Origin of the sequence: Phyllobacterium sp. P30BS-XVII, assembly GCF_014138335.1 — a bacterium.
Taxonomy (GTDB): domain Bacteria; phylum Pseudomonadota; class Alphaproteobacteria; order Rhizobiales; family Rhizobiaceae; genus Phyllobacterium; species Phyllobacterium meliloti.
Genome location: NZ_JACGXO010000002.1, coordinates 605,384 through 624,407 on the forward strand (window position 1 = coordinate 605,384; position 19,024 = coordinate 624,407).

Consider the following 19,024-nt stretch of genomic DNA (forward strand, 5'->3'; position numbering starts at 1 on the left):
GTGTCTTGGTATTGGTAGTGTAGTCATGCGTTCCCCGGAGATTTTCCTGTTTTAACCAAGAAAATAACCGGATCACCCATCCCGATGACTGGTTTTACCCTTGTGAGATAAAACCTTTCCCCTGCGGTTGGGGTCTCCCCGCAGACGAAATCACCGATCCTTTCCTGACTTCAGAAAGTTTCCGGAGCATTCCCGCCGGAAAGGACACCATCAGAATAAGCGAGCTGGGATGGTGTTGGATAAGTTGGTGTGATTTTTTTAATTAATGGGTTGCAGTGACATCGCTGCCCCTTCGACAAGCTCAGGATGAGGGAGAGGGAGGATTGCAAAGCTAATCGCCAACATTGCACATCACCAACATTGGAGATCGCAACGATTACAGAACTTGGCTCCCTGCAACCCACCTCTCTCCCTCATGGTGAGCTTGTCGAACCACGCACCACGCACCACGCGTCGGCGGCATGCACCCGCCAACGCAGAACACCAGCTCCCACAAAGCGGGGATAAAGTGTTGCTACTCCGCAGCCTGATGGGTCAAATGGCTGATGGGTGTAACCATGGCCTGGATGAGGCTGTTCATGCTGATGACACCCAGTGGTTTGCCGCTTTCATCGACAACCGTTGCGTGCTGCTGGTTAGCATCCGTCATGGTCTTGGCGGCTTCCTCAAGGATTGTGCCGGTTTTCACCGTCACGCCGTTGGTATTGCCAGCACCGTCGCCCTTGGTGGAAATAGTATCGACCATGATGACCCGGCCGCGGTTTACTTCCTTGACGAAGCTGGAAATGTACTCGTCGGCGGGTTTCAGCACAATATCCTGTCCGGTTCCCTGCTGAACCACCTCGCCATCCCGTAAGATTGCAATGCGGTCGCCAAGACGCAGCGCCTCATCAAGATCATGGGTGATGAACACGATGGTTTTCTTGATTTCCTTCTGCAAATCCAGAAGCACGGACTGCATGTCCATGCGGATCAGCGGATCAAGGGCCGAGAAAGCCTCGTCCATCAACAGGATCGGCGCGTCATTGGTGAGCGCACGGGCAAGACCGACGCGCTGCTGCATACCGCCGGAAAGCTGGTTCGGATAATTGTCCTCAAAGCCTTTCAGACCAACGCGCTCAATCCAGCGGCGGGCCTGTTCTTCCTGCTTTGCGCGGCTCAATCCCTGAATTTCGAGGCCGTAGACGGTATTGTCGAGCACCGTGCGGTGGGGGAGCAGCGCGAATTTCTGGAAAACCATCGCCGTCTTGTGACGGCGAAACTCACGCAGATCGTTCTGGTTCATTTTACAGACGTCTGATTTGTCGATGATGACTTCGCCAACAGTCGGATCAATGAGCCGGTTGATATGACGGATCAGTGTTGATTTGCCAGAACCCGAAAGGCCCATGACCACCTGAATGCAACCGGCGGGCATATCAATATTGATATCGCGCAGGCCGAGCACATGGTTGTGCTTTTCATTCAGCTCGGTCTTGGTCATGCCGCCTTTGACGGCTTCGACATAGGCTGCCGGTTTCTGGCCAAAAATCTTGTAGAGATTCTTGATCTGGATACCGGCGCCCTGAACGGAACGATCAGCCATGAACCACCTCCTGGTGCTTTTGAAGGCGCATGCCATAGGCCTGGCTGACGCGGTCAAAAATGATGGCAATGCCGACAATGGCAAGACCGTTGAAAAGTCCGAGTGAGAAGAACTGGCCGTTGACTGACCGCAGAACCGGCTGGCCGAGACCCTGAACACCGATCATCGAGGCGATGACCACCATGGCAAGCGCCATCATGATGGTCTGGTTGATACCGGCCATGATGGTGGGAAGGGCAAGCGGTATCTGCACGTTCTTGAGCCGCTGCCAGCTGGAGGAGCCAAAGGCGTCAGCCGCTTCAAGCACGTCCTTGTCGACGAGCCGGATGCCGAGATTGGTCAGGCGGATCATCGGCGGAATGGCGTAGATCACCACCGCGATGAGGCCCGGAACCTTGCCGATGCCGAGAAGCATGACCACGGGGATGAGATAGACGAAGCTTGGCATGGTCTGCATGACGTCAAGAATGGGATTGACGATGCGCTGGAATGTATCGGAGCGGGCCATGACGATGCCGATGGGAATGCCGACGACGATGGACACGACAGTGCCGACGAAAATCATCGCGATGGTTTTCATCGCATCGCTCCACATATCGAAATAGCCGATGAGGAGGAGAGTGATGACCGTTCCGGCAACGATCTTCCAGTTGCGGCTGGCGATCCAGGCGATGCCGGCGATCAGCAGGACCATGATCGGCCACGGTGTCGACGTCATGAATTTCTCGGCCTGGATGAGAAAATATTGCAGCGGCTGGAAAAATGACTCGATCACATCGCCATAGCTGCGGGTGAAAGCCTTGAAGCCTTCATCCATGGCTTTTTTCAAATTGCGGAGTGTCTCGTCATTCATTTTCGGGAATGAATAGAACCAATCCATATGTTGCGCCCCCTTCTTTGTGGGTCATGAAATGACCATCGCAACCGAACGCGATAACGCTCGGCCCATTCGGGATGGTGCGATGCGGCGAAGAGGGTCTTCGCCGCATCAATTCAGTCAGTTATTGAACGGCTGCCTTGATCTTTGCAGCGGCTTCCGGAGAAACCCATTTTGACCAGGTGGCTTCGTTGTTCTTCAGGTAATATTTTGCGCCATCTTCACCGGTGGCCTGATTGTCGACCATCCAGGCAAGAAGCGCGTTAAACTCGACCGTGGAGAGCTGACGCTTCTTCAAATAGTCGAACGCGGGTCCAGCCCTGTCAGAAAATTTCGTGGTGACGATCGTATAGATGTCGGATTTTGCCCAGCCATTCGGCTTTGGATCAGGACAGTCGGCAATGGTGGTGCAGCGCTGCCATTCCTTTTCATCAAATGGCACGCCATTGTCGAGTTTGACCATGGGATATTTGCCGAGAATGGCGGTTGGGCCCCAGTAATAGCCGAGCCATGGCTCCTTGCGCTCGTAAGCTTTTGCAATAGAACCGTCGAGGCCAGCAGCGGAACCCGTGTCAACAAGGGTGAAACCGTGTTTGTCGCCTTCATAGGCCTTGTAAAAATTCGTCGTTGTGATCTGGCAGGCCCAGCCTGACGGACAGTTGTAAACCGCACCCTTCTTGGGATCTTCAGGTGAGGGGAAAAGCTCCGGATGCTTCATGGCATCGGCGATTGTCTTGATGTCAGGATGTGCATCGGCGAAATATTTGGGTATCCACCAGCTTTCCGTGCCGCCTTCGGTAATGGCAGGTGCGGCATAAACCAGCTTCTTTTCCTTGACTGCCTTTTCAAGCGGTTCCCGCACCGAATTGAGCCAGCCTTCCGGCGCGACATCCGGTTGTCCCTTTTCGATCATCGATGTGAAGGTTGGAACGGTGTCGCCAGCGACCAGTTCCGCATCGCAGCCATAGCCCTCGGTGAGCACAAGCTTGTCCAGATTGGCCAAGGCTTCCGCGGACGGCCAGTTCATATTCGCAATGGTAACGGAACCACATTCTGCTGCCGAAGCGGCTCCGGCAAAGCCGAAAAACCCTGCGGCCAATAAAGTTGAAGCAAGTAGCTTCTTCATAGGTTTAGTCTCCCACTCGTTTTGACAGTTCGTTCACCCGGTACGAATCTAACTTGGCACTGCCTTTTGCCCAGCTGTCCGTTTGTGTGCCATTTGGCATCCTTATCGCGTCAGAATGCAATGGTTTCGTTCAATTAATGAGGTATATCGCGACAGCACCTGTCGATATAACGACGCCGGGAAATCAATTGTGAAGGTGGATGTCACAATGTTCATACGGCTAGTGTAACAAGTCAGTTCATGAAAGATCAACGCTTTAGGCGATTTTTCTTCACCATTTCATTGACCGCCGGACGTATTTTCCCGATTTTTCTGGTTCTAAGCGGCGGATTTTCCTGTGCAAGAATTCCAATGGACTTTTTCGTTCTGGCGGGCTCAATCTGGGGTCTGGGCCTCTTCTGCCCCTTATTTCCGGGCGTATTTCCCAAGGCTCAAGAGCGCGAGAAAGCACCATGACTGACCAAACCATTGTTCCGATGATTGAGTATGAACAGGCTGATGAGGCGGTGCGCGCGGTGTATGACGACATCATGAAAACGCGCGGCACCGACTGGATCAACAATTTCTGGAAAGTGCTGGCGAATGATCCGAAGCTGCTGAAACGCACGTGGGAGAGTATCAAGGAAGTGATGGCGCCGGGGGCTCTCGACCCGCTGGTCAAAGAGATGATCTATATCGCGGTTTCCGCCACCAATAATTGCGACTATTGCAGCTGGTCGCATACGGCCTCTGCCCGCGCCAAGGGCATGACCGATCCGCAGCTGATGGAACTTCTGGCGGTTGTCGGCATGGCCAATGAAACCAATCGGCTCGCCAATGGTTTAAAACCACCGGTCGATTCCGCGTTCAAACCCAAAAGGCCTTAAAGATGAAATCTCCCGTTAAAAGCCGTGCTCCTGTGCATGACCTGCAAATGGCATCAATGGTGATTGCCATGCGCCTGCCCGTGATGATGATGGAGGGGCTGACGGAAAAGTCCGCCAAAACAGAGTCAACGCGGGCGGTGTCCGAAAAATTGGCCGCGATGACCGATGGCGTTGTGGCAGCGCAGATGTCGGTGATGAACTCGGCGGCAACATTCTGGCTCGATGTGTGGAGCGGCAAGTCCCCGGCGGCTATCGCACAGGCGACCATCGATAAAGCGACAAAAGCGGCACTCCATCCCGGACGGAAAACGCTGCGGGCCAATTACAGGCGTCTGGTGGCCAAAAGCTGAAATAAGGCTGCTTTATCAGCGCCATCGTTGATTTTGCTGCTGTTTTAGTCAGAATGCCCGTAATTGTGGCAGTAGAGGTGTGGTTTCAGCATAGCAGCCATGCATATTTGCATGATCGGTTGCTGTAAATGCGACATGCTATGGCGAAAAAACGTGATCAAACTTTAAGCAAAAAGCGCATTTGAGCGGCAACAGACGTTTTTACCATCGGGTGCTCAAATGCTTTACATCTTCAATCGCAACAACCGCGTCCACATTGCATGGAATGCTACGGAAAAGCGCAATGCGCCTTCCAGCAATCTGAAGAGCGGCATCGCCTCCGCAGTGTCCTTTATCTGGACCCGTTCGGCTGGCTGATTTCTGACACGTCAGAACGTTTAGAGAGCCGCTGCCTCCCCGGAGGTGGCGGTTTTTCTTTGTCCGGTTTTGCTGAAGACCCAAGTCAAAAACCGCCCTGTCCGACAAGGAGCAGTGCGGTTTTTTGCCAAATTACGCATGGCATTCTGCCGTACAATACGCTGGCAGAAATTACAGCTCCGGTACGCAGTACCTATCCGGAGCATGGGGCAGGGTCTTGTCTGCTCCATGCAAAGTTTTAACCGGACATCGTTACCGCGAGGTTAGCGAGAGCTTAAGCAAATCTAAATTTCGGAAATTTCCCGACTTTTCTTTGCCTGTCGGTCTTCGCGCGTGGCGTCGCGCAGATAATTGATGATGCCGGAGAAGTCCGACCCTTCGTTTCCGGCGGCGCCAAATTGAGCATAAATCTCTTCCGCATGCTGGCCGAGCGGTGTCGCAGCACCGACACTTCTGGCGGCTTCCTGCGAAAGCTTCAAATCCTTCAACATCAGCGCGGCGGCAAAGCCGGGCTTATAGCTGTTATTGGCAGGCGATGTCGGCACAGGGCCGGGGACCGGGCAATAGGTGGTCAGCGACCAGCACTGGCCCGAGGAGGTGGAGGCAACATCGAACAGTGCCTGATGCGACAGGCCGAGTTTTTCAGCCAGCGTGAAGGCTTCGCTGACGCCAATCATGGAAATGCCAAGGATCATGTTGTTGCAGATCTTGGCGGCTTGACCGGCACCCGGTTCGCCGCAATGGACGATACGGCCAGCCATGGGCTTGAGGATTGGCTCGGCAGCGGCAAAGGCATCACCGGAACCACCGGCCATGAATGTCAGCGTTCCCGCTGCTGCGCCACCAATACCGCCGGAAACCGGGGCATCAACTGAAAGCAATCCGCTTTCGCCGGCTATGGCATGGGCTTTACGGGCCGAATCCACATCGATTGTCGAGGAATCGATGAACAATGCGCCCTTTTTGGCCTTTCCGGCGATTTCCGCATAGACGGAGAGGACGTGTTTTCCGGCTGGCAACATGGTGATGACGACATCGGCATCGGCAACAGCTGCGACAGCGCTTGGCGCAATGGTGACGCCATTGGCTTTGGCAGTTTCAAGATTTTCCGGCAGAAGATCAAAACCCAGCACCGTGTGCCCGGCCTTGACCAGATTGGCGGCCATGGGATTGCCCATATGGCCAAGACCGATAAAAGCGACAGTCGTCATCGCGGTATTCTCCCTGATATTGTTATGTGAAAGGCGTGGTTCAGCGGCCCATCATGGAGCGGGATATGATCACCCGCATGATTTCATTGGTGCCTTCGAGAATCTGGTGGACACGCAGGTCACGCACCAGCTTTTCCACGCCGTAATCGTGCAGATAACCATAGCCACCATGGATTTGCAGCGCATCATTGGCAACATTGAAGCCGGTATCGGTAACGAACCGCTTGGCCATGGCAGACCATTTGGAAGCGTCATGCGCCTTGCGGTCAAGCTTTGACGCCGCCGTATAAAGCAGGACGCGCGCCGCCGAAAGTTCCGTTTCCATATCCGCCAGCTTGAATTGCAGCGCCTGAAACTGGTTGATCGCCTTCCCGAACGCCTTGCGCTCGGACGCATAGGTTACTGCCTTGTCGAGTGCCGACTGGGCACCGCCAAGCGAGCAGGCGGCAATATTGAGGCGTCCGCCATCAAGGCCGCCCATGGCAATCTTGAAGCCATCGCCCTCAGCACCGAGCAGGTTTGCCACCGGCACGCGGCAATTGTCGAAAATCACCTGCCGGGTGGATTGGGCATTCCAGCCCATCTTGTACTCATTGGCACCGAAGGAAAGGCCGGGCGCATCTTTCGGGATGATCAGCGTCGAGATGCCCTTCGGGCCATCCTCGCCGGTGCGCACCATAGTGACATAAAGGTCCGTATCACCTGCGCCTGAAATGAACTGTTTTGCACCATTCAGCACATAATGATCGCCATCGCGCACCGCACGGGTTTTAAGCGCTGCGGCATCCGAGCCGGAATTGGGTTCGGTCAGGCAATAGCTTGCCAGCCACTCCATCGAGGTCAAATGCGGCACAAAGCGCTGGCGCTGTTCATCATTGCCGTAGAGATCGATCATCCATGTTGCCATGTTGTGGATCGATATGAAGGCGGAGAAGGCCGGGCAGGCGGCTGATAGCGCTTCAAAGATCAGCACTGCATCGAGCCGTTTGAGCCCCGAGCCGCCAAACTCTTCCTTCACATAGATGCCGCCCATGCCGAGCGGGCCGGTTTCCCTGATGACATCAGCTGGAAAATGCTTGTCACGGTCCCAGGCAAGCGCGTTGGGTGCAACGCGGTCCGCGGCAAAGGCGCGGGCCATGTCCTGAATTGCCAGCTGATCTTCATTGAGTTCGAACTGGCTGGACGCCGTATCCACGAGCGCATCCATGATAACCTCCCTGTATTCCTCTTAGCCGCAGTTTATCCCAAGCGTGGGGCCGCGCAACGACAGAGATGCGTTTTGACGGGGGCTAGGAAGAGAAAGACATATCCGCTACTCAAAGCCCATGACACACGCAATCATGTTGCAGGGAACAGGGTCAGATGTTGGGAAATCCGTCCTGGTGGCCGGACTTTGCCGGCTTGCGCGCAATCGCGGATTAAAAGTTCGGCCATTCAAACCGCAGAATATGTCGAATAATGCCGCTGTCAGCGATGATGGCGGCGAGATTGGCCGGGCGCAATGGTTGCAGGCCGTCGCCTGCGGCGTGCCCTCATCAGTGCATATGAATCCCGTGCTTTTGAAACCGCAGTCCGAGACCGGCAGCCAGATCATCGTGCAGGGCAAAGTCTGGGGACAGGCGAAGGGGCGCGATTACCAGAAATTCAAGGCGCAGCTGCTCGATGCTGTCATGGCGTCATGGGATATTGTGCGCGATGGCGCTGATCTTGTGATCGTCGAGGGGGCGGGTTCGCCAGCGGAAATCAACCTCAGGGCAGGGGATATCGCCAATATGGGCTTTGCCACCCGCGCCAACGTGCCTGTGCTGCTGGTCGGCGATATCGACCGGGGTGGGGTGATTGCCTCAATCGTCGGGACCCATGCGATCCTGCAACGGCAAGATCGGGATATGATCATCGGTTATCTCATCAACAAGTTTCGCGGTGATGTCTCGCTGTTTGATGACGGGTTGAAAGCCATCAGCCAATTTACCGGCTGGCCCTCTTTCGGCGTCGTGCCGTGGTTGAAAGATGCAGCACGGTTGCCGGCGGAAGATTCGGTTGTGCTGGAACGTCTGGCGAAGGGCGAGGGCCGGGCGCTCAAAATCGCGGTGCCGGTGCTTGATCGCATTGCCAATTTTGACGATCTCGATCCGCTGATGGCCGAGCCGCAGGTGGATGTGGTGATGGTGCGCAGTGGCGAGCGGCTGCCGTCCGATGCGGGGCTGGTGATTATTCCCGGTTCCAAATCCACAATCAGCGATTTGCTGCGGTTTCGCGAAAATGGCTGGGACAAGGATTTGGACCTGCACCGGCGTCGCGGCGGGCATATCATTGGCATATGCGGCGGTTTCCAGATGCTCGGCCGGACGGTGCGCGACCCTGATGGCATCGAGGGCAACGTGACGGAAACCCAAGGGCTCGGGCATCTCGAGATCGATACGGTGATGGAACCTGAAAAGACCGTGCGCAATGTCGAGGCACATTCACTGCAGTTCGATCTGCCGCTCAGCGGTTATGAAATTCATCTGGGCCGGACGACGGGCCCGGATTGTTCCAGCCCTGTTGCCCGTATCAATGGTGTGAATGATGGGGCGATATCGAAAGACGGCAAGGTGTTTGGGACCTATCTGCACGGGCTTTTCGGCGCGGATCGCTTTCGTGCGGCGCTGCTGGGGTCGATGGGTATTGCGGCTGACGAGTTTGATTACCGTGCGGGTGTGGATGCCGCGCTGGATAGTATCGCGGGGCAGCTGGAGGATTTGATTGATGTCGATGCGTTGCTTGCATGTGCTGCAGGCAGATATTGATGCTCACACCGCCGGTAGCCCGACAGGGCAGAGGGGCGAGACCCGTGGCTCGCCCGTCCTTCGGACCACCACAAGGGGGGAGATCACATTGGCATAAACGCCTTTGCACAACAGGCATGGTTCTCAGATTGTGCTAGGCGGCACTGTCAGCTGATCTCCCCCCTTGTGGGGGAGATGCCCGACAGGGCAGAGGGGGGTGAACGTTGATGGTGCGTGGTTCGTGGTTCGACAAGCTCACCATGAGGGAAATGGGTGGGTTGTAGGGAGCCAAGCTCCGCAACGTGGCAGAATAAAACTCCCTTGCATCATCCCTCTCCCTCATGGTGAGCTTGTCGAACCACGAACCCACCCTACCACTCTCTTACCAAACAGCACACATTCAATTGACATTTCTCGTGGGGGATGAATAACGTCCAGCCCATGATTGGTTCCCATATTGGTCGAAGGCCAAGGGATCAAAAGGGAATGCGACGGCCGTACCCTGAAGGGCGGTCCCACCGCAGCCGACCCCGCGACTGTAGAGCGGCGAGGATCAATGCAAAGCCTGACGCATATGCAGAGGGCAGCCACTGGGAAACCGGGAAGGCGGCATTCATTCTGTGACCCGCGAGCCAGGAGACCTGCCAGTCATAGAGCCTTTCCCAGGAAAGGCTTGGGGTAATCCTGCCCAAGAATCGAAGGGTAATGTCCCTTCAGGCCCAGCACGGAGGTTGTTATGGCTGCTCGTATGACGCATTTGCTTGTTTTCCCGCCCGCATTCCCTTTGATGGATGGATCGTTGCGGTTGCAATAGCGGCGATGCCTCAACTCAATTCAGGTGTGACTTTCATTCTCGGCGGTGCCCGCTCGGGCAAATCCAGCTTTGCCGAAGGCCTGATCAAGTCGTCGGGCCTTGACGCGATCTATGTCGCAACGGGCAGGGCGTGGGATGAGGAAATGTCTGTACGCATTGACCTGCATAAAAAGCAGCGCGGTTCACTATGGCGTACCATAGAAGAGCCGCTTGATCTGCTGGATACCCTGCAAGGGGTGGCTGGCGAGGGCAAGGCTGTTCTTGTCGACTGCCTGACGCTCTGGCTCACCAATCTGATGATGGATGAGCGCAATATTACCGCTGAGACGCGGCAGCTTGTCGAAGCGCTGCCGAAACTTCAAGGTTCGATTGTTCTGGTCTCGAACGAAGTGGGTCTCGGCATCGTTCCGGAGAACCGCATGGCGCGCGATTTTCGCGACCATGCCGGACGTCTCCATCAGGCCGTGGCGCAAGCTGCGGCAACAGTCTATTTCGTGGCAGCCGGACTGCCGCTCACAATGAAGGGATAGGAATATGCAGGGTCAAAAGATTCCAGCAACAGTCATCACCGGTTTTCTCGGTTCGGGCAAAACCACGATGATCCGCAATCTGCTTGAAAACGCCAATGGCAAGCGTATCGCGCTTATCATCAATGAGTTCGGCGATCTGGGCGTCGATGGCGGTCTGCTCAAGGGCTGCGGTATCGAAGCCTGCCGCGACGAGGATGTGATCGAGCTGAACAATGGCTGCATCTGCTGCACAGTGGCGGATGATTTCATTCCGACCATGACCAAGCTGCTTGATCGTCCTGATCGCCCCGATCATATTGTCATCGAGACATCGGGTCTCGCCCTTCCGCAGCCTCTGGTTGCAGCGTTCAACTGGCCTGAAATCAAGACGCAGGTAACGGTTGATGGTGTTGTTACCGTGATTGACGCCTCTGCCGTATCCGAAGGCCGTTTTGCCGATGATCATGACAAGGTTGATGCCCAGCGCATTCAGGATGAATCACTCGATCATGACAGCCCGCTCGAAGAACTGTTCGAAGACCAGATTCGCGCCGCCGACCTGATTGTGCTCAACAAGACAGACCTTATCAATGACAAGCAGCTTGATGGGGTGCGCGGCGATGTGCAGAGCCGCTCGTCCCGCTCGCTCAACATGGTTTCGGCAAGCTTCGGCAAGCTTAGCAATGAGCTTCTGCTGGGGCTTGGCGTTGGCACGGAACAGGACATTGCCAACCGCAAATCGCACCATGAAATGGAGCATGAGGCGGGTGAAGAGCATGATCATGATGAGTTTGAGAGTTTTGTCGTTGGTCTAGGCCCGGTTGCGGAACCAAAGAGCTTTGTTGAAAAGCTGAAGACCGTCATTGCCGATCACGACATTCTGCGCCTGAAAGGCTTTGCCGATGTTCCCGGCAAGCCCATGCGTCTGGTGGTGCAGGCTGTCGGCACGCGCATCGAGCATTACTTTGACCGTGCCTGGAATCCGGGTGAAGAGCGCCAGACGCGTCTCGTCGTTATCGGTCTGCATGATATCGACAATGATGCCATTACATCCGCTGTCACTGCTGCGGCCGTTTAACTGAGGCTGGAAAACTGAATGCATCTCCTGCTTGCCCAGAAAGGCACCATTGCTGAAGGGACCGAGGCTATCGACCTTGGCCAGACGCCGGGAGATGTGTTGTTTCTTTCCGCTGCTGATACGGAACTGGCGAGCCTTGCCTCCGCACGGCGGCAGGGCGATGGCGCGGTGTCGCTGCGCCTTGCCAATATGATGAGCCTGTCGCACCCGATGTCTGTCGACGCCTATGTGGAGCGGACGGCGCGCCATGCCAAGCTGATCGTGGTCAGGGTTATCGGCGGCGAAAGCTACTGGCCCTATGGTCTGGAAGCGCTGCATGCCTGTGCCGTCAATCACAAGGTGCAGCTTGCGGTGCTGCCGGGGGATGACAAGCCCGATCCGGGGCTCGACCGGTTTTCAACCATTGCCCGGCATGATCGCGACGCACTCTGGCATTATCTGCTGGAAGGTGGCGCGCAGAATGCGCAGCGTTTTCTCGATTATTGTAGCGCTCTGATCCATTCCAGCGAGAAGCCGCAGGACGCTGCACCCCTGCTGAAAGCGGGACTGTGGTGGCCGGGGAAACCAGCGCCTTCGCTGGAAGAAATGCGCAGGAGTTGGCAGGACGGCGCGCCAGTTGCCGCGATCTGTTTCTACCGGGCGCTGGTGCAGAGCGGGCAGACGCAGCCGGTTGAAGCACTGCTGGAAGCATTGCGCGCCAAAGGCCTCAATCCACTGCCGGTGTTTGTCTCCAGCCTGAAAGATCCGGTTTCCATTGCAACGCTGGAGAGCATTTTCGCTGAAGCACCGCCAGCGGTGGTGCTGAATGCCACGGGCTTTGCCGTGTCTGCGCCGGGTTCAGCGCGCAAGCCAACCGTGCTTGAGCATGATGGTGCGATGGTCCTGCAGGTTATCTTCTCCGGCTCCAGTGCCGAGCAGTGGCGACTGTCCGATCAGGGCCTGTCGGCGCGTGATCTCGCCATGAACGTCGCCCTGCCTGAAGTGGATGGCCGGGTATTGTCGCGCGCGGTTTCGTTCAAGTCGGCACAGCATTTTGATGAGGCTGTGGAAGCCAATATCGTCATGCATGAGCCGCAGGCTGACCGTGTGGCATTTGTGGCTGAACTGGCATCAAATTGGGCGCGTCTGCGCATAAGCAAGCCGCAGGCGCGGCGGGTTGCGCTTGTCATGGCAAATTATCCCAATCGTGATGGGCGGCTGGGCAATGGTGTTGGCCTTGATACGCCTGCGGGCACATGGCAGGTGCTGAAATCCCTGCGCGATGCGGGCTATGGTGTCGCCGACCTGCCAGATGATGGCGAGGCGCTGATCAATCATCTGATGGCTGGTCCCACCAACGCGGCCAGCGATGGACGCGACATTCGCGAGACGATTTCCCTCAATCAATACAAGAACTTCTTTGAAGCGCTTCCCGATGTGATTCAAGCGAAGGTGACGGCGCGCTGGGGTGAGCCAAAGGACGATCCGTTTTTCCTTGATGACGCGCGCGGCTTTGCGCTGCCATTGAGCCGCTTTGGTGATGTCCTCGTCGGTATCCAGCCAGCGCGCGGCTACAATATCGATCCGAAGGACACCTATCATTCGCCGGATCTGGTGCCGCCGCATGGCTATCTCGCCTTTTATGCTTATCTGCGCACCGTCTATGATGCCCATGCCATCGTGCATGTGGGCAAGCATGGCAATCTCGAATGGCTGCCGGGCAAATCGCTGGCGCTGTCGGAGACCTGTTTTCCCGAGGCGGTGCTCGGGCCCGTGCCACATATCTATCCGTTCATCGTCAATGATCCGGGTGAGGGCACACAGGCAAAACGCCGTTCCTCTGCCGTTATCATCGATCATCTGACGCCGCCGCTGACACGGGCGGAAAGCTATGGGCCGCTGAAAGATCTGGAAGCGCTGGTCGATGAATATTATGAGGCATCGGGTGTTGATCCGAGGCGTCTGGTACGGCTGAAGGTGCAAATCCTGCATCTGGTCAGGGATATCGGACTTGATAGCGATGCGGGTATTCATGATCACGATCCCGATGATCTCGCCCTGCAAAAGCTGGATGCCTATCTCTGCGATTTGAAAGAAATGCAGATTCGTGATGGTCTGCACATTTTTGGGCTGTCGCCGGAAGGGCGCCTGCTGACTGATCTCGTGGTGGCACTGGCGCGTGTGCCGCGCGGTTCGGGTGTTGGGGCGGACCAGAGCCTGCAACGCGCCATTGCTGGCGATCTTGGTTTTGCCGGTTTCGATCCACTTGATTGCGATATGGCAGCACCGTGGACTGCGGAGCGGCCCGACATTCTGAATGTGGTTACTGACGAGCCTTGGCGCATTGCTGGTGATACGGTGGAGCGCATTGAACTGCTGGCGGCAAGGCTGGTGGCGGGTGAAATCGCTTGTCCCAAAGATTGGCAGGCGACTCAAACGGTTCTGGAAGGCATTCGCACAGACCTGCATCCGGCTGTCATGGCCTGCGGCGCAGCTGAGATGACCGGGCTGATGACTGCGCTTTCCGGACGCTTTGTTGCGCCGGGTCCATCAGGTGCGCCGACGCGTGGGCGTCCTGATGTCCTGCCGACAGGGCGCAATTTCTTTTCCGTCGATAGCCGCGCTGTGCCAACGCCTGCCGCATGGGAACTCGGGCTGAAATCCGCCGAACTTCTGATCCGCCGCTATACGCAGGACCACGGCGAATGGCCGACCTCATTGGGGCTCACCGCATGGGGCACCTCGAATATGCGCACCGGCGGCGATGATATCGCGCAGGCACTGGCGCTGATCGGGGTGAAACCCGTCTGGGATATGGCGTCGCGGCGCGTCACCGGCTACGAAATTATTCCACCTGCGATGCTTGGGCGTCCGCGTGTTGATGTGACTTTGCGCATTTCAGGCTTTTTTCGCGATGCTTTTCCGGACCAGATTGCACTGTTCGACAAGGCGGTGCGGGCTGTTGGCGCTCTGCAGGAAGATGCGGAAGACAATCCCATTGCCAAGCGTATGCGGGATGAACAGGCGCGGCTTGTGGCCGAAGGTGCCGATGAGAAAACTGCACGGCAACGGGCTGGCTTTCGCGTGTTCGGTTCGAAGCCCGGTGCCTATGGCGCAGGCTTGCAGACGCTGATTGACGAAAAGGCATGGGACAAGCGCGACGACCTTGCGGAAGCATGGCTTGTCTGGGGCGGTTATGCCTATGGCGCCGGTGAAGAGGGCAAGGCGGAGCGCGGGCTGCTGGAAGAACGTTTGCGCACTGTTGAGGCGGTGGTGCAAAATCAGGACAATCGCGAGCATGATCTGCTCGACTCCGATGATTATTACCAGTTTGAGGGCGGTATGTCGGCGGCGGTCGAACAGCTTTCCGGCGAGCGCCCGACCATTTATCACAATGACCATTCTCGCCCGGAAAAACCCGTTATCCGCACGCTTGAGGAAGAAATCGGGCGCACGGTGCGTGGGCGCGTCACCAACCCGAAATGGATCGCCGGTGTGATGCGCCATGGCTATAAGGGCGCTTTCGAGATGGCGGCAACGGTCGACTATCTCTTCGCCTTTGCGGCAACGACTGGCGCCGTGCGCAACCATCATTTTGAAGCTGTCTATCAGGCGTTTTTGATGGATGATGGTGTGCGGGCGTTCCTGAAGGACAAGAACCCGCATGCCCTGCGGGACATCGCGGAAAAGCTTGAAGAGGCCGTAGAGCGCGGCTTCTGGACGCCGCGTTCCAACTCGGCACGATTTGAACTCGGCAAGCTTGCCGCCTGAGACAATGATTCGGAAGGAAGTGCCAAATGGCTGAAAAATCAGAGAAATTGTTGAACCTGACCGAAGAGGAAGTCAACGCGCGGCATGCCGACAAGATGCGCAAGAAGAAGGTCGTGCGCGACAAGATCCTTGCCACCAAAACAGATGAAAAAGGCCTCGTCATTGTCAACACCGGCAAGGGCAAGGGCAAGTCGACGGCGGGTTTCGGCGTCGTGTTCCGGGCGCTTGGTCACGGCATGAAGATTGGCGTCATCCAGTTCGTCAAGGGTTCATGGGATACGGGCGAACGCTGGGTTCTGGAAAAATTTCCGGAGCAGGTGACGATCTCGGCCATGGGCGAGGGCTTTACATGGGAAACGCAGGACCGCGCCCGTGATATCGCCATGGCCAGAGATGCATGGGAACAGGCCAAGACCATGATCCTTGATGATAAAACGGACATTGTCCTGTGTGATGAACTGAACATTGCGCTGCGTTATGACTATCTGCCTGTTGAGGAAATCATCGAGGTGCTCAGGCAGAAACCGCATATGAAACATGTGATTATAACCGGGCGGAATGCCAAGGACGAACTTATTGAGTTTGCTGACCTTGTCACCGAGATGGAAATGATCAAGCATCCGTTCCGTTCCGGTATCAAAGCGCAGAAGGGCATTGAATTCTGATGACAAGCACCTGGCAATTCTGGGCACTGCTTTCGGCCATGTTTGCGGCTCTGACAGCCATTTTTGCCAAGGTGGGCATCGAGAACATCAATTCGGATTTCGCTACGCTGATCCGCACCTTTGTTATCATCGGCGCGCTTTGCCTGTTTTTGACCGTTAGCGGCCAGTGGCAGACCCCTTCGACCATTTCAGCAAAGACATGGACATTTCTGATCCTGTCAGGGCTGGCAACGGGTGCCTCGTGGCTTGCCTATTTCCGGGCCCTGAAGATTGGCGATGCGGCGAGGGTTGCGCCGATCGACAAGCTTTCGGTCGTGATGGTGGCCATCTTCGGTGTGGCTTTTCTTGGCGAAAGGCTGTCGGGGCTCAACTGGTTTGGTGTGGTGCTGATAGCAGCGGGTGTTATCCTGCTCAGCTTCAGGTTTTAGAGGGTTGTAATCCACACCCGGATCGGGTTGCTGGGGTCGAGCAGCAGTTTGGTCGCCAGAGCCAGACAGACGATAATCAACAGTGGCTTGATGATTTTTGCTCCGTTCTTCATGGCCATGGCAGCGCCAACCCGCGCGCCGAGGAACTGGGCAACGCCCATGCACAGGCCGATCTTCCAGTTGATCACGCCAAGAAAGGCGAAAGTGGCAAAGCCACCAAGGTTGGAAGCAAGGTTGAGAAGCTTTGTATGCGCCGTTGCCTTGAGCAGTCCGTAGCCTGCCAGTGAAACGAAGCACAGCATGAAGAACGAGCCGGTGCCGGGGCCGAACAGGCCGTCATAAAAGCCGATCAGCGGAACAATTGTCACGCCGAACAGAAAAGGCGCCATGCGCCGGCTGCGGTCGATATCGCCCATATTGGGCTTCAGGGCAAAATAGAGCGCGATGGCAATCAGCAGGACAGGCAGAAAAGCGCGCAAAAGATCACCGGGCAGAAAACCCGCAAGCAAAGCACCGCCGACACCGCCAAGGCCGGACATAAGCGCCGAGGGCAGCTGTGATTTCAGATGCACATGCCCCTTTTGCGCATAGGCGATGGTGGCGGAGGCTGACCCGAACAGTGATTGCAGCTTGTTGGTGCCGAGCGATTCCACTGGCGACATGCCCGATAGCAGCAGCGCCGGGACGGTGATCAAACCGCCACCACCGGCAATCGAATCGATGAAACCTGCGGCAAAGCCGGCAATGATGAGAATGTAAGGGATATTGTCGAAGAAGGCGGACATGGCGGGAGACTCTTGCGGGAATGCGCCGGACCATAGAGACAAATTCCATTTTGGCGAGAACATTTGCGCGCTCTGTCAATTCACTTGTGCGAATCGCGTTCTGGTGTGTTGTTTGCGCACTTGAATTCAATGGTTGAGACTGCGATCAATCGCGGGAACACAGTTGGGGGTACAATGAGCGAAAGCATTTTTGATCGCATCACCGCATTTCTCGGCAGCAAGAGCGCCGTGCAGAAAGTGGCCGATGATCCGGTTCTGACAGCCGAACTGCTGCTCCTGCTGCATGTGGCGCTGGCTGACGGCAAAACAGAGAAATCGGAATATGCTGCGATCCTGCGCATTGCTTCCACTGATTTCGGCATTTCGCCGGATGAGTTCAGCGAAGTTGCCGAATATCTCAAGGATTTCGGCTATGAGACATCAAGCGAACAGGCAGCGCTGGCTTTTGCCGACGTGCCCTTTGAGCGCAAGGTGATGTTGCTGCGTCATCTCCTCGCCATCGCCAATGCGGACGATGATCTTGATCCGAAGGAAGCCAATCTCATCCGCCGGACGGCGGACCTGCTCGGTGTGACGCCGGAAGAGCTGCACAAGTCCCATTGATGTCAGACATTGGTTACATGCTTGGCGTGGGCTGTGAGCGGGGATGCGATCCGCTGGAGCTTCTGGCCCTTGCCGAGATGGTTTTGAAAACGGCCAGTATAGATTCTGGCGATCTGGCAGGCATTTATTCAATTGACGCGCGTGCTGGCGAGATAGCAATCATTCAGCTGGCCGAGCGCTGGGGGTTGCCCTTTCATTGTTTTGACGCTGCAACGCTGGAGCAGCAAACGCCACGGCTTGCCAACCCGTCGCAACGAGTATTCGAGCTGACAGGCAGTCATGGTATAGCAGAAGCCGCTGCACTTGCTGCCGCTGGCCCGGCTGGCAAACTGGTGATCGGCAAAATGAAATCTGCCCATGCAACGGCTGCATTGGCGGCAAGAAAGACATAGACAATGACCGTTCATTTCATTGGCGCCGGTCCCGGCGCGCCCGATCTTATCACCGTGCGCGGTTTGAAGCTGATTCAGTCCTGCCCGGTCTGTCTTTATGCGGGCTCGCTGGTGCCGCCGGAAATGGTTGCCGAAGTGCCTGAGGGTGCGCGGGTTGTCGATACGTCGTCACTGACGCTCGACGAGATCATTGCCGAGTTTGAACGGGCACATGCGGAAGGCAAGGATGTGGCGCGAGTGCATTCCGGCGATCCGTCGATCTATGGCGCGGTGGCCGAACAGATGCGGCGGCTCGATGCGCTTGGCATCGACTATGATGTAACGCCGGGTGTTCCAGCCTTTGCGGCTGCCGCCGCAGCGCTGAAAAAGGAACTGACGGTTCCCGAGGTCTGCCAGACCATTGTTCTCACGCGCACATCGATGAAATCATCAGCCATGCCTGAAGGTGAGGATCTGACGACGCTCGGTAAATCCGGCGCAACGCTGGTCATTCATCTTTCCATCCGCAACCTGACCAAGATCGAGACGGAGCTGACACCGCTTTATGGTGCCGATTGCCCTGTGATCGTGGCCTACCGGGTTGGCTGGCCGGATGAACAATTCATCCATGGAACGCTTGCCGATATTGCGGGCAAGGTGAGGGAAACGGGCCTGACCCGCTCAGCGATGATCTTTGTCGGCAAGGGCCTGTCAGCCGATGCATTTCGCGATTCCGCGCTTTATCACAAGGATCACAGCCACACTCTGCGCTCACGGTCTGAGTGAGTGGGGCGTGGTTCGTGGTTCGTGGTTCGACAAGCTCACCATGAGGGAGAGGGGTGATGGAAGGGAGCCACATTCTGCAACTTTTGTGAATTGCG

At 56.4% G+C, this 19,024-nt stretch carries 19 protein-coding genes and 1 riboswitch; of the genes, 13 read left to right on the top strand and 6 right to left on the bottom strand.

The features are described from left to right. Window positions 1-514: 514 nt before the first annotated feature. The 3 genes from FHW17_RS08800 to FHW17_RS08810 form a co-directional block, all read right to left on the bottom strand. Window positions 515-1,585, bottom strand: coding sequence for a glycine betaine/L-proline ABC transporter ATP-binding protein (locus tag FHW17_RS08800; protein WP_112527407.1), 1,071 nt, complete (start codon window positions 1,583-1,585; stop codon window positions 515-517). Further along, on the bottom strand, window positions 1,578-2,465 hold the full coding sequence (locus tag FHW17_RS08805) for a proline/glycine betaine ABC transporter permease (protein WP_112527405.1): 888 nt from the start codon (window positions 2,463-2,465) through the stop codon (window positions 1,578-1,580). The genes FHW17_RS08800 and FHW17_RS08805 overlap by 8 nt, the downstream gene beginning before the upstream one ends. Before the next feature lie 121 nt (window positions 2,466-2,586). Further along, window positions 2,587-3,588, bottom strand: coding sequence for an ABC transporter substrate-binding protein (locus tag FHW17_RS08810; protein ID WP_091877717.1), 1,002 nt, complete (start codon window positions 3,586-3,588; stop codon window positions 2,587-2,589). Between the two features lie 240 nt (window positions 3,589-3,828). On the opposite strand from FHW17_RS08810, the gene FHW17_RS08815 reads away from it, so the two are divergent. The 4 genes from FHW17_RS08815 to FHW17_RS08830 all read left to right on the top strand — a co-directional run bounded on the left by FHW17_RS08815 (window position 3,829) and on the right by FHW17_RS08830 (window position 5,161). Then, window positions 3,829-4,044 carry a hypothetical protein gene (locus tag FHW17_RS08815; RefSeq protein WP_162700205.1) on the top strand — a complete coding sequence of 72 codons (216 nt, stop codon included), beginning with the start codon at window positions 3,829-3,831 and terminating at the stop codon, window positions 4,042-4,044. Then, on the top strand, window positions 4,041-4,454 hold the full coding sequence (locus FHW17_RS08820) for a carboxymuconolactone decarboxylase family protein (protein ID WP_112527403.1): 414 nt from the start codon (window positions 4,041-4,043) through the stop codon (window positions 4,452-4,454). The genes FHW17_RS08815 and FHW17_RS08820 overlap by 4 nt, the downstream gene beginning before the upstream one ends. Window positions 4,455-4,456: 2 nt before the next feature. Further along, on the top strand, window positions 4,457-4,804 hold the full coding sequence (locus FHW17_RS08825) for a hypothetical protein (RefSeq protein WP_182509624.1): 348 nt from the start codon (window positions 4,457-4,459) through the stop codon (window positions 4,802-4,804). A gap of 219 nt (window positions 4,805-5,023) precedes the next feature. Then, window positions 5,024-5,161 (top strand): hypothetical protein, encoded by a 138-nt coding sequence (locus FHW17_RS08830; RefSeq protein WP_162700203.1) that lies wholly within the window; start codon window positions 5,024-5,026, stop codon window positions 5,159-5,161. A 284-nt stretch (window positions 5,162-5,445) separates the two neighbouring features. On the opposite strand, the gene mmsB is transcribed toward FHW17_RS08830, so the two are convergent. Both mmsB and FHW17_RS08840 read right to left on the bottom strand, forming a co-directional pair. Further along, window positions 5,446-6,372, bottom strand: coding sequence for a 3-hydroxyisobutyrate dehydrogenase (gene mmsB / locus FHW17_RS08835; protein ID WP_182509625.1), 927 nt, complete (start codon window positions 6,370-6,372; stop codon window positions 5,446-5,448). 40 nt (window positions 6,373-6,412) lie between these two features. Beyond that, window positions 6,413-7,567, bottom strand: a complete 1,155-nt coding sequence (locus FHW17_RS08840) for an isobutyryl-CoA dehydrogenase (protein ID WP_182509678.1) — start codon at window positions 7,565-7,567, stop codon at window positions 6,413-6,415. Between the two features lie 130 nt (window positions 7,568-7,697). Here FHW17_RS08840 and FHW17_RS08845 point away from each other — a divergent pair, with 130 nt between their 5' ends. The 6 genes from FHW17_RS08845 (at window position 7,698) to FHW17_RS08870 (ending at window position 16,384) form a co-directional block, all read left to right on the top strand. Then, window positions 7,698-9,161 (top strand): cobyric acid synthase, encoded by a 1,464-nt coding sequence (locus tag FHW17_RS08845; RefSeq protein WP_182509626.1) that lies wholly within the window; start codon window positions 7,698-7,700, stop codon window positions 9,159-9,161. Window positions 9,162-9,569: 408 nt separating this feature from the next. Next, window positions 9,570-9,804, top strand: a riboswitch (cobalamin riboswitch). Window positions 9,805-9,959: 155 nt separating this feature from the next. Further along, window positions 9,960-10,484, top strand: coding sequence for a bifunctional adenosylcobinamide kinase/adenosylcobinamide-phosphate guanylyltransferase (gene cobU, locus FHW17_RS08850; RefSeq protein WP_113095654.1), 525 nt, complete (start codon window positions 9,960-9,962; stop codon window positions 10,482-10,484). 4 nt (window positions 10,485-10,488) lie between these two features. Further along, window positions 10,489-11,541 (top strand): cobalamin biosynthesis protein CobW, encoded by a 1,053-nt coding sequence (cobW, locus tag FHW17_RS08855; RefSeq protein WP_113095645.1) that lies wholly within the window; start codon window positions 10,489-10,491, stop codon window positions 11,539-11,541. An 18-nt stretch (window positions 11,542-11,559) separates the two neighbouring features. Further along, window positions 11,560-15,291: a cobaltochelatase subunit CobN gene (cobN, locus tag FHW17_RS08860; protein ID WP_182509627.1), complete on the top strand. Its 3,732-nt coding sequence runs from the start codon at window positions 11,560-11,562 to the stop codon at window positions 15,289-15,291. A gap of 26 nt (window positions 15,292-15,317) precedes the next feature. Continuing rightward, window positions 15,318-15,956, top strand: coding sequence for a cob(I)yrinic acid a,c-diamide adenosyltransferase (cobO, locus tag FHW17_RS08865; RefSeq protein WP_182509628.1), 639 nt, complete (start codon window positions 15,318-15,320; stop codon window positions 15,954-15,956). Continuing rightward, the gene (locus FHW17_RS08870) at window positions 15,956-16,384 is read left to right on the top strand and encodes an EamA family transporter (protein WP_182509629.1); all 429 of its coding nucleotides are present in this window, start codon (window positions 15,956-15,958) and stop codon (window positions 16,382-16,384) included. Before cobO ends, FHW17_RS08870 begins: the two co-directional genes overlap by 1 nt. Here FHW17_RS08870 and FHW17_RS08875 read toward each other — a convergent pair. After that, complete coding sequence (locus FHW17_RS08875) at window positions 16,381-17,169, bottom strand: TSUP family transporter (protein WP_182509630.1); 789 nt, start codon at window positions 17,167-17,169, stop codon at window positions 16,381-16,383. The genes FHW17_RS08870 and FHW17_RS08875 overlap by 4 nt on opposite strands. 174 nt (window positions 17,170-17,343) lie before the next feature. On the opposite strand from FHW17_RS08875, the gene FHW17_RS08880 reads away from it, so the two are divergent. From FHW17_RS08880 to cobM, 3 genes are read left to right on the top strand one after another with little or no spacing between them, the layout of a single operon-like run. Then, on the top strand, window positions 17,344-17,772 hold the full coding sequence (locus FHW17_RS08880) for a TerB family tellurite resistance protein (protein WP_112527383.1): 429 nt from the start codon (window positions 17,344-17,346) through the stop codon (window positions 17,770-17,772). Next, window positions 17,772-18,164 carry a cobalamin biosynthesis protein gene (locus FHW17_RS08885; RefSeq protein ID WP_182509631.1) on the top strand — a complete coding sequence of 131 codons (393 nt, stop codon included), beginning with the start codon at window positions 17,772-17,774 and terminating at the stop codon, window positions 18,162-18,164. Before FHW17_RS08880 ends, FHW17_RS08885 begins: the two co-directional genes overlap by 1 nt. Before the next feature lie 3 nt (window positions 18,165-18,167). Further along, window positions 18,168-18,929, top strand: a complete 762-nt coding sequence (gene cobM / locus FHW17_RS08890; protein WP_182509632.1) for a precorrin-4 C(11)-methyltransferase — start codon at window positions 18,168-18,170, stop codon at window positions 18,927-18,929. Window positions 18,930-19,024 lie beyond the last annotated feature (95 nt).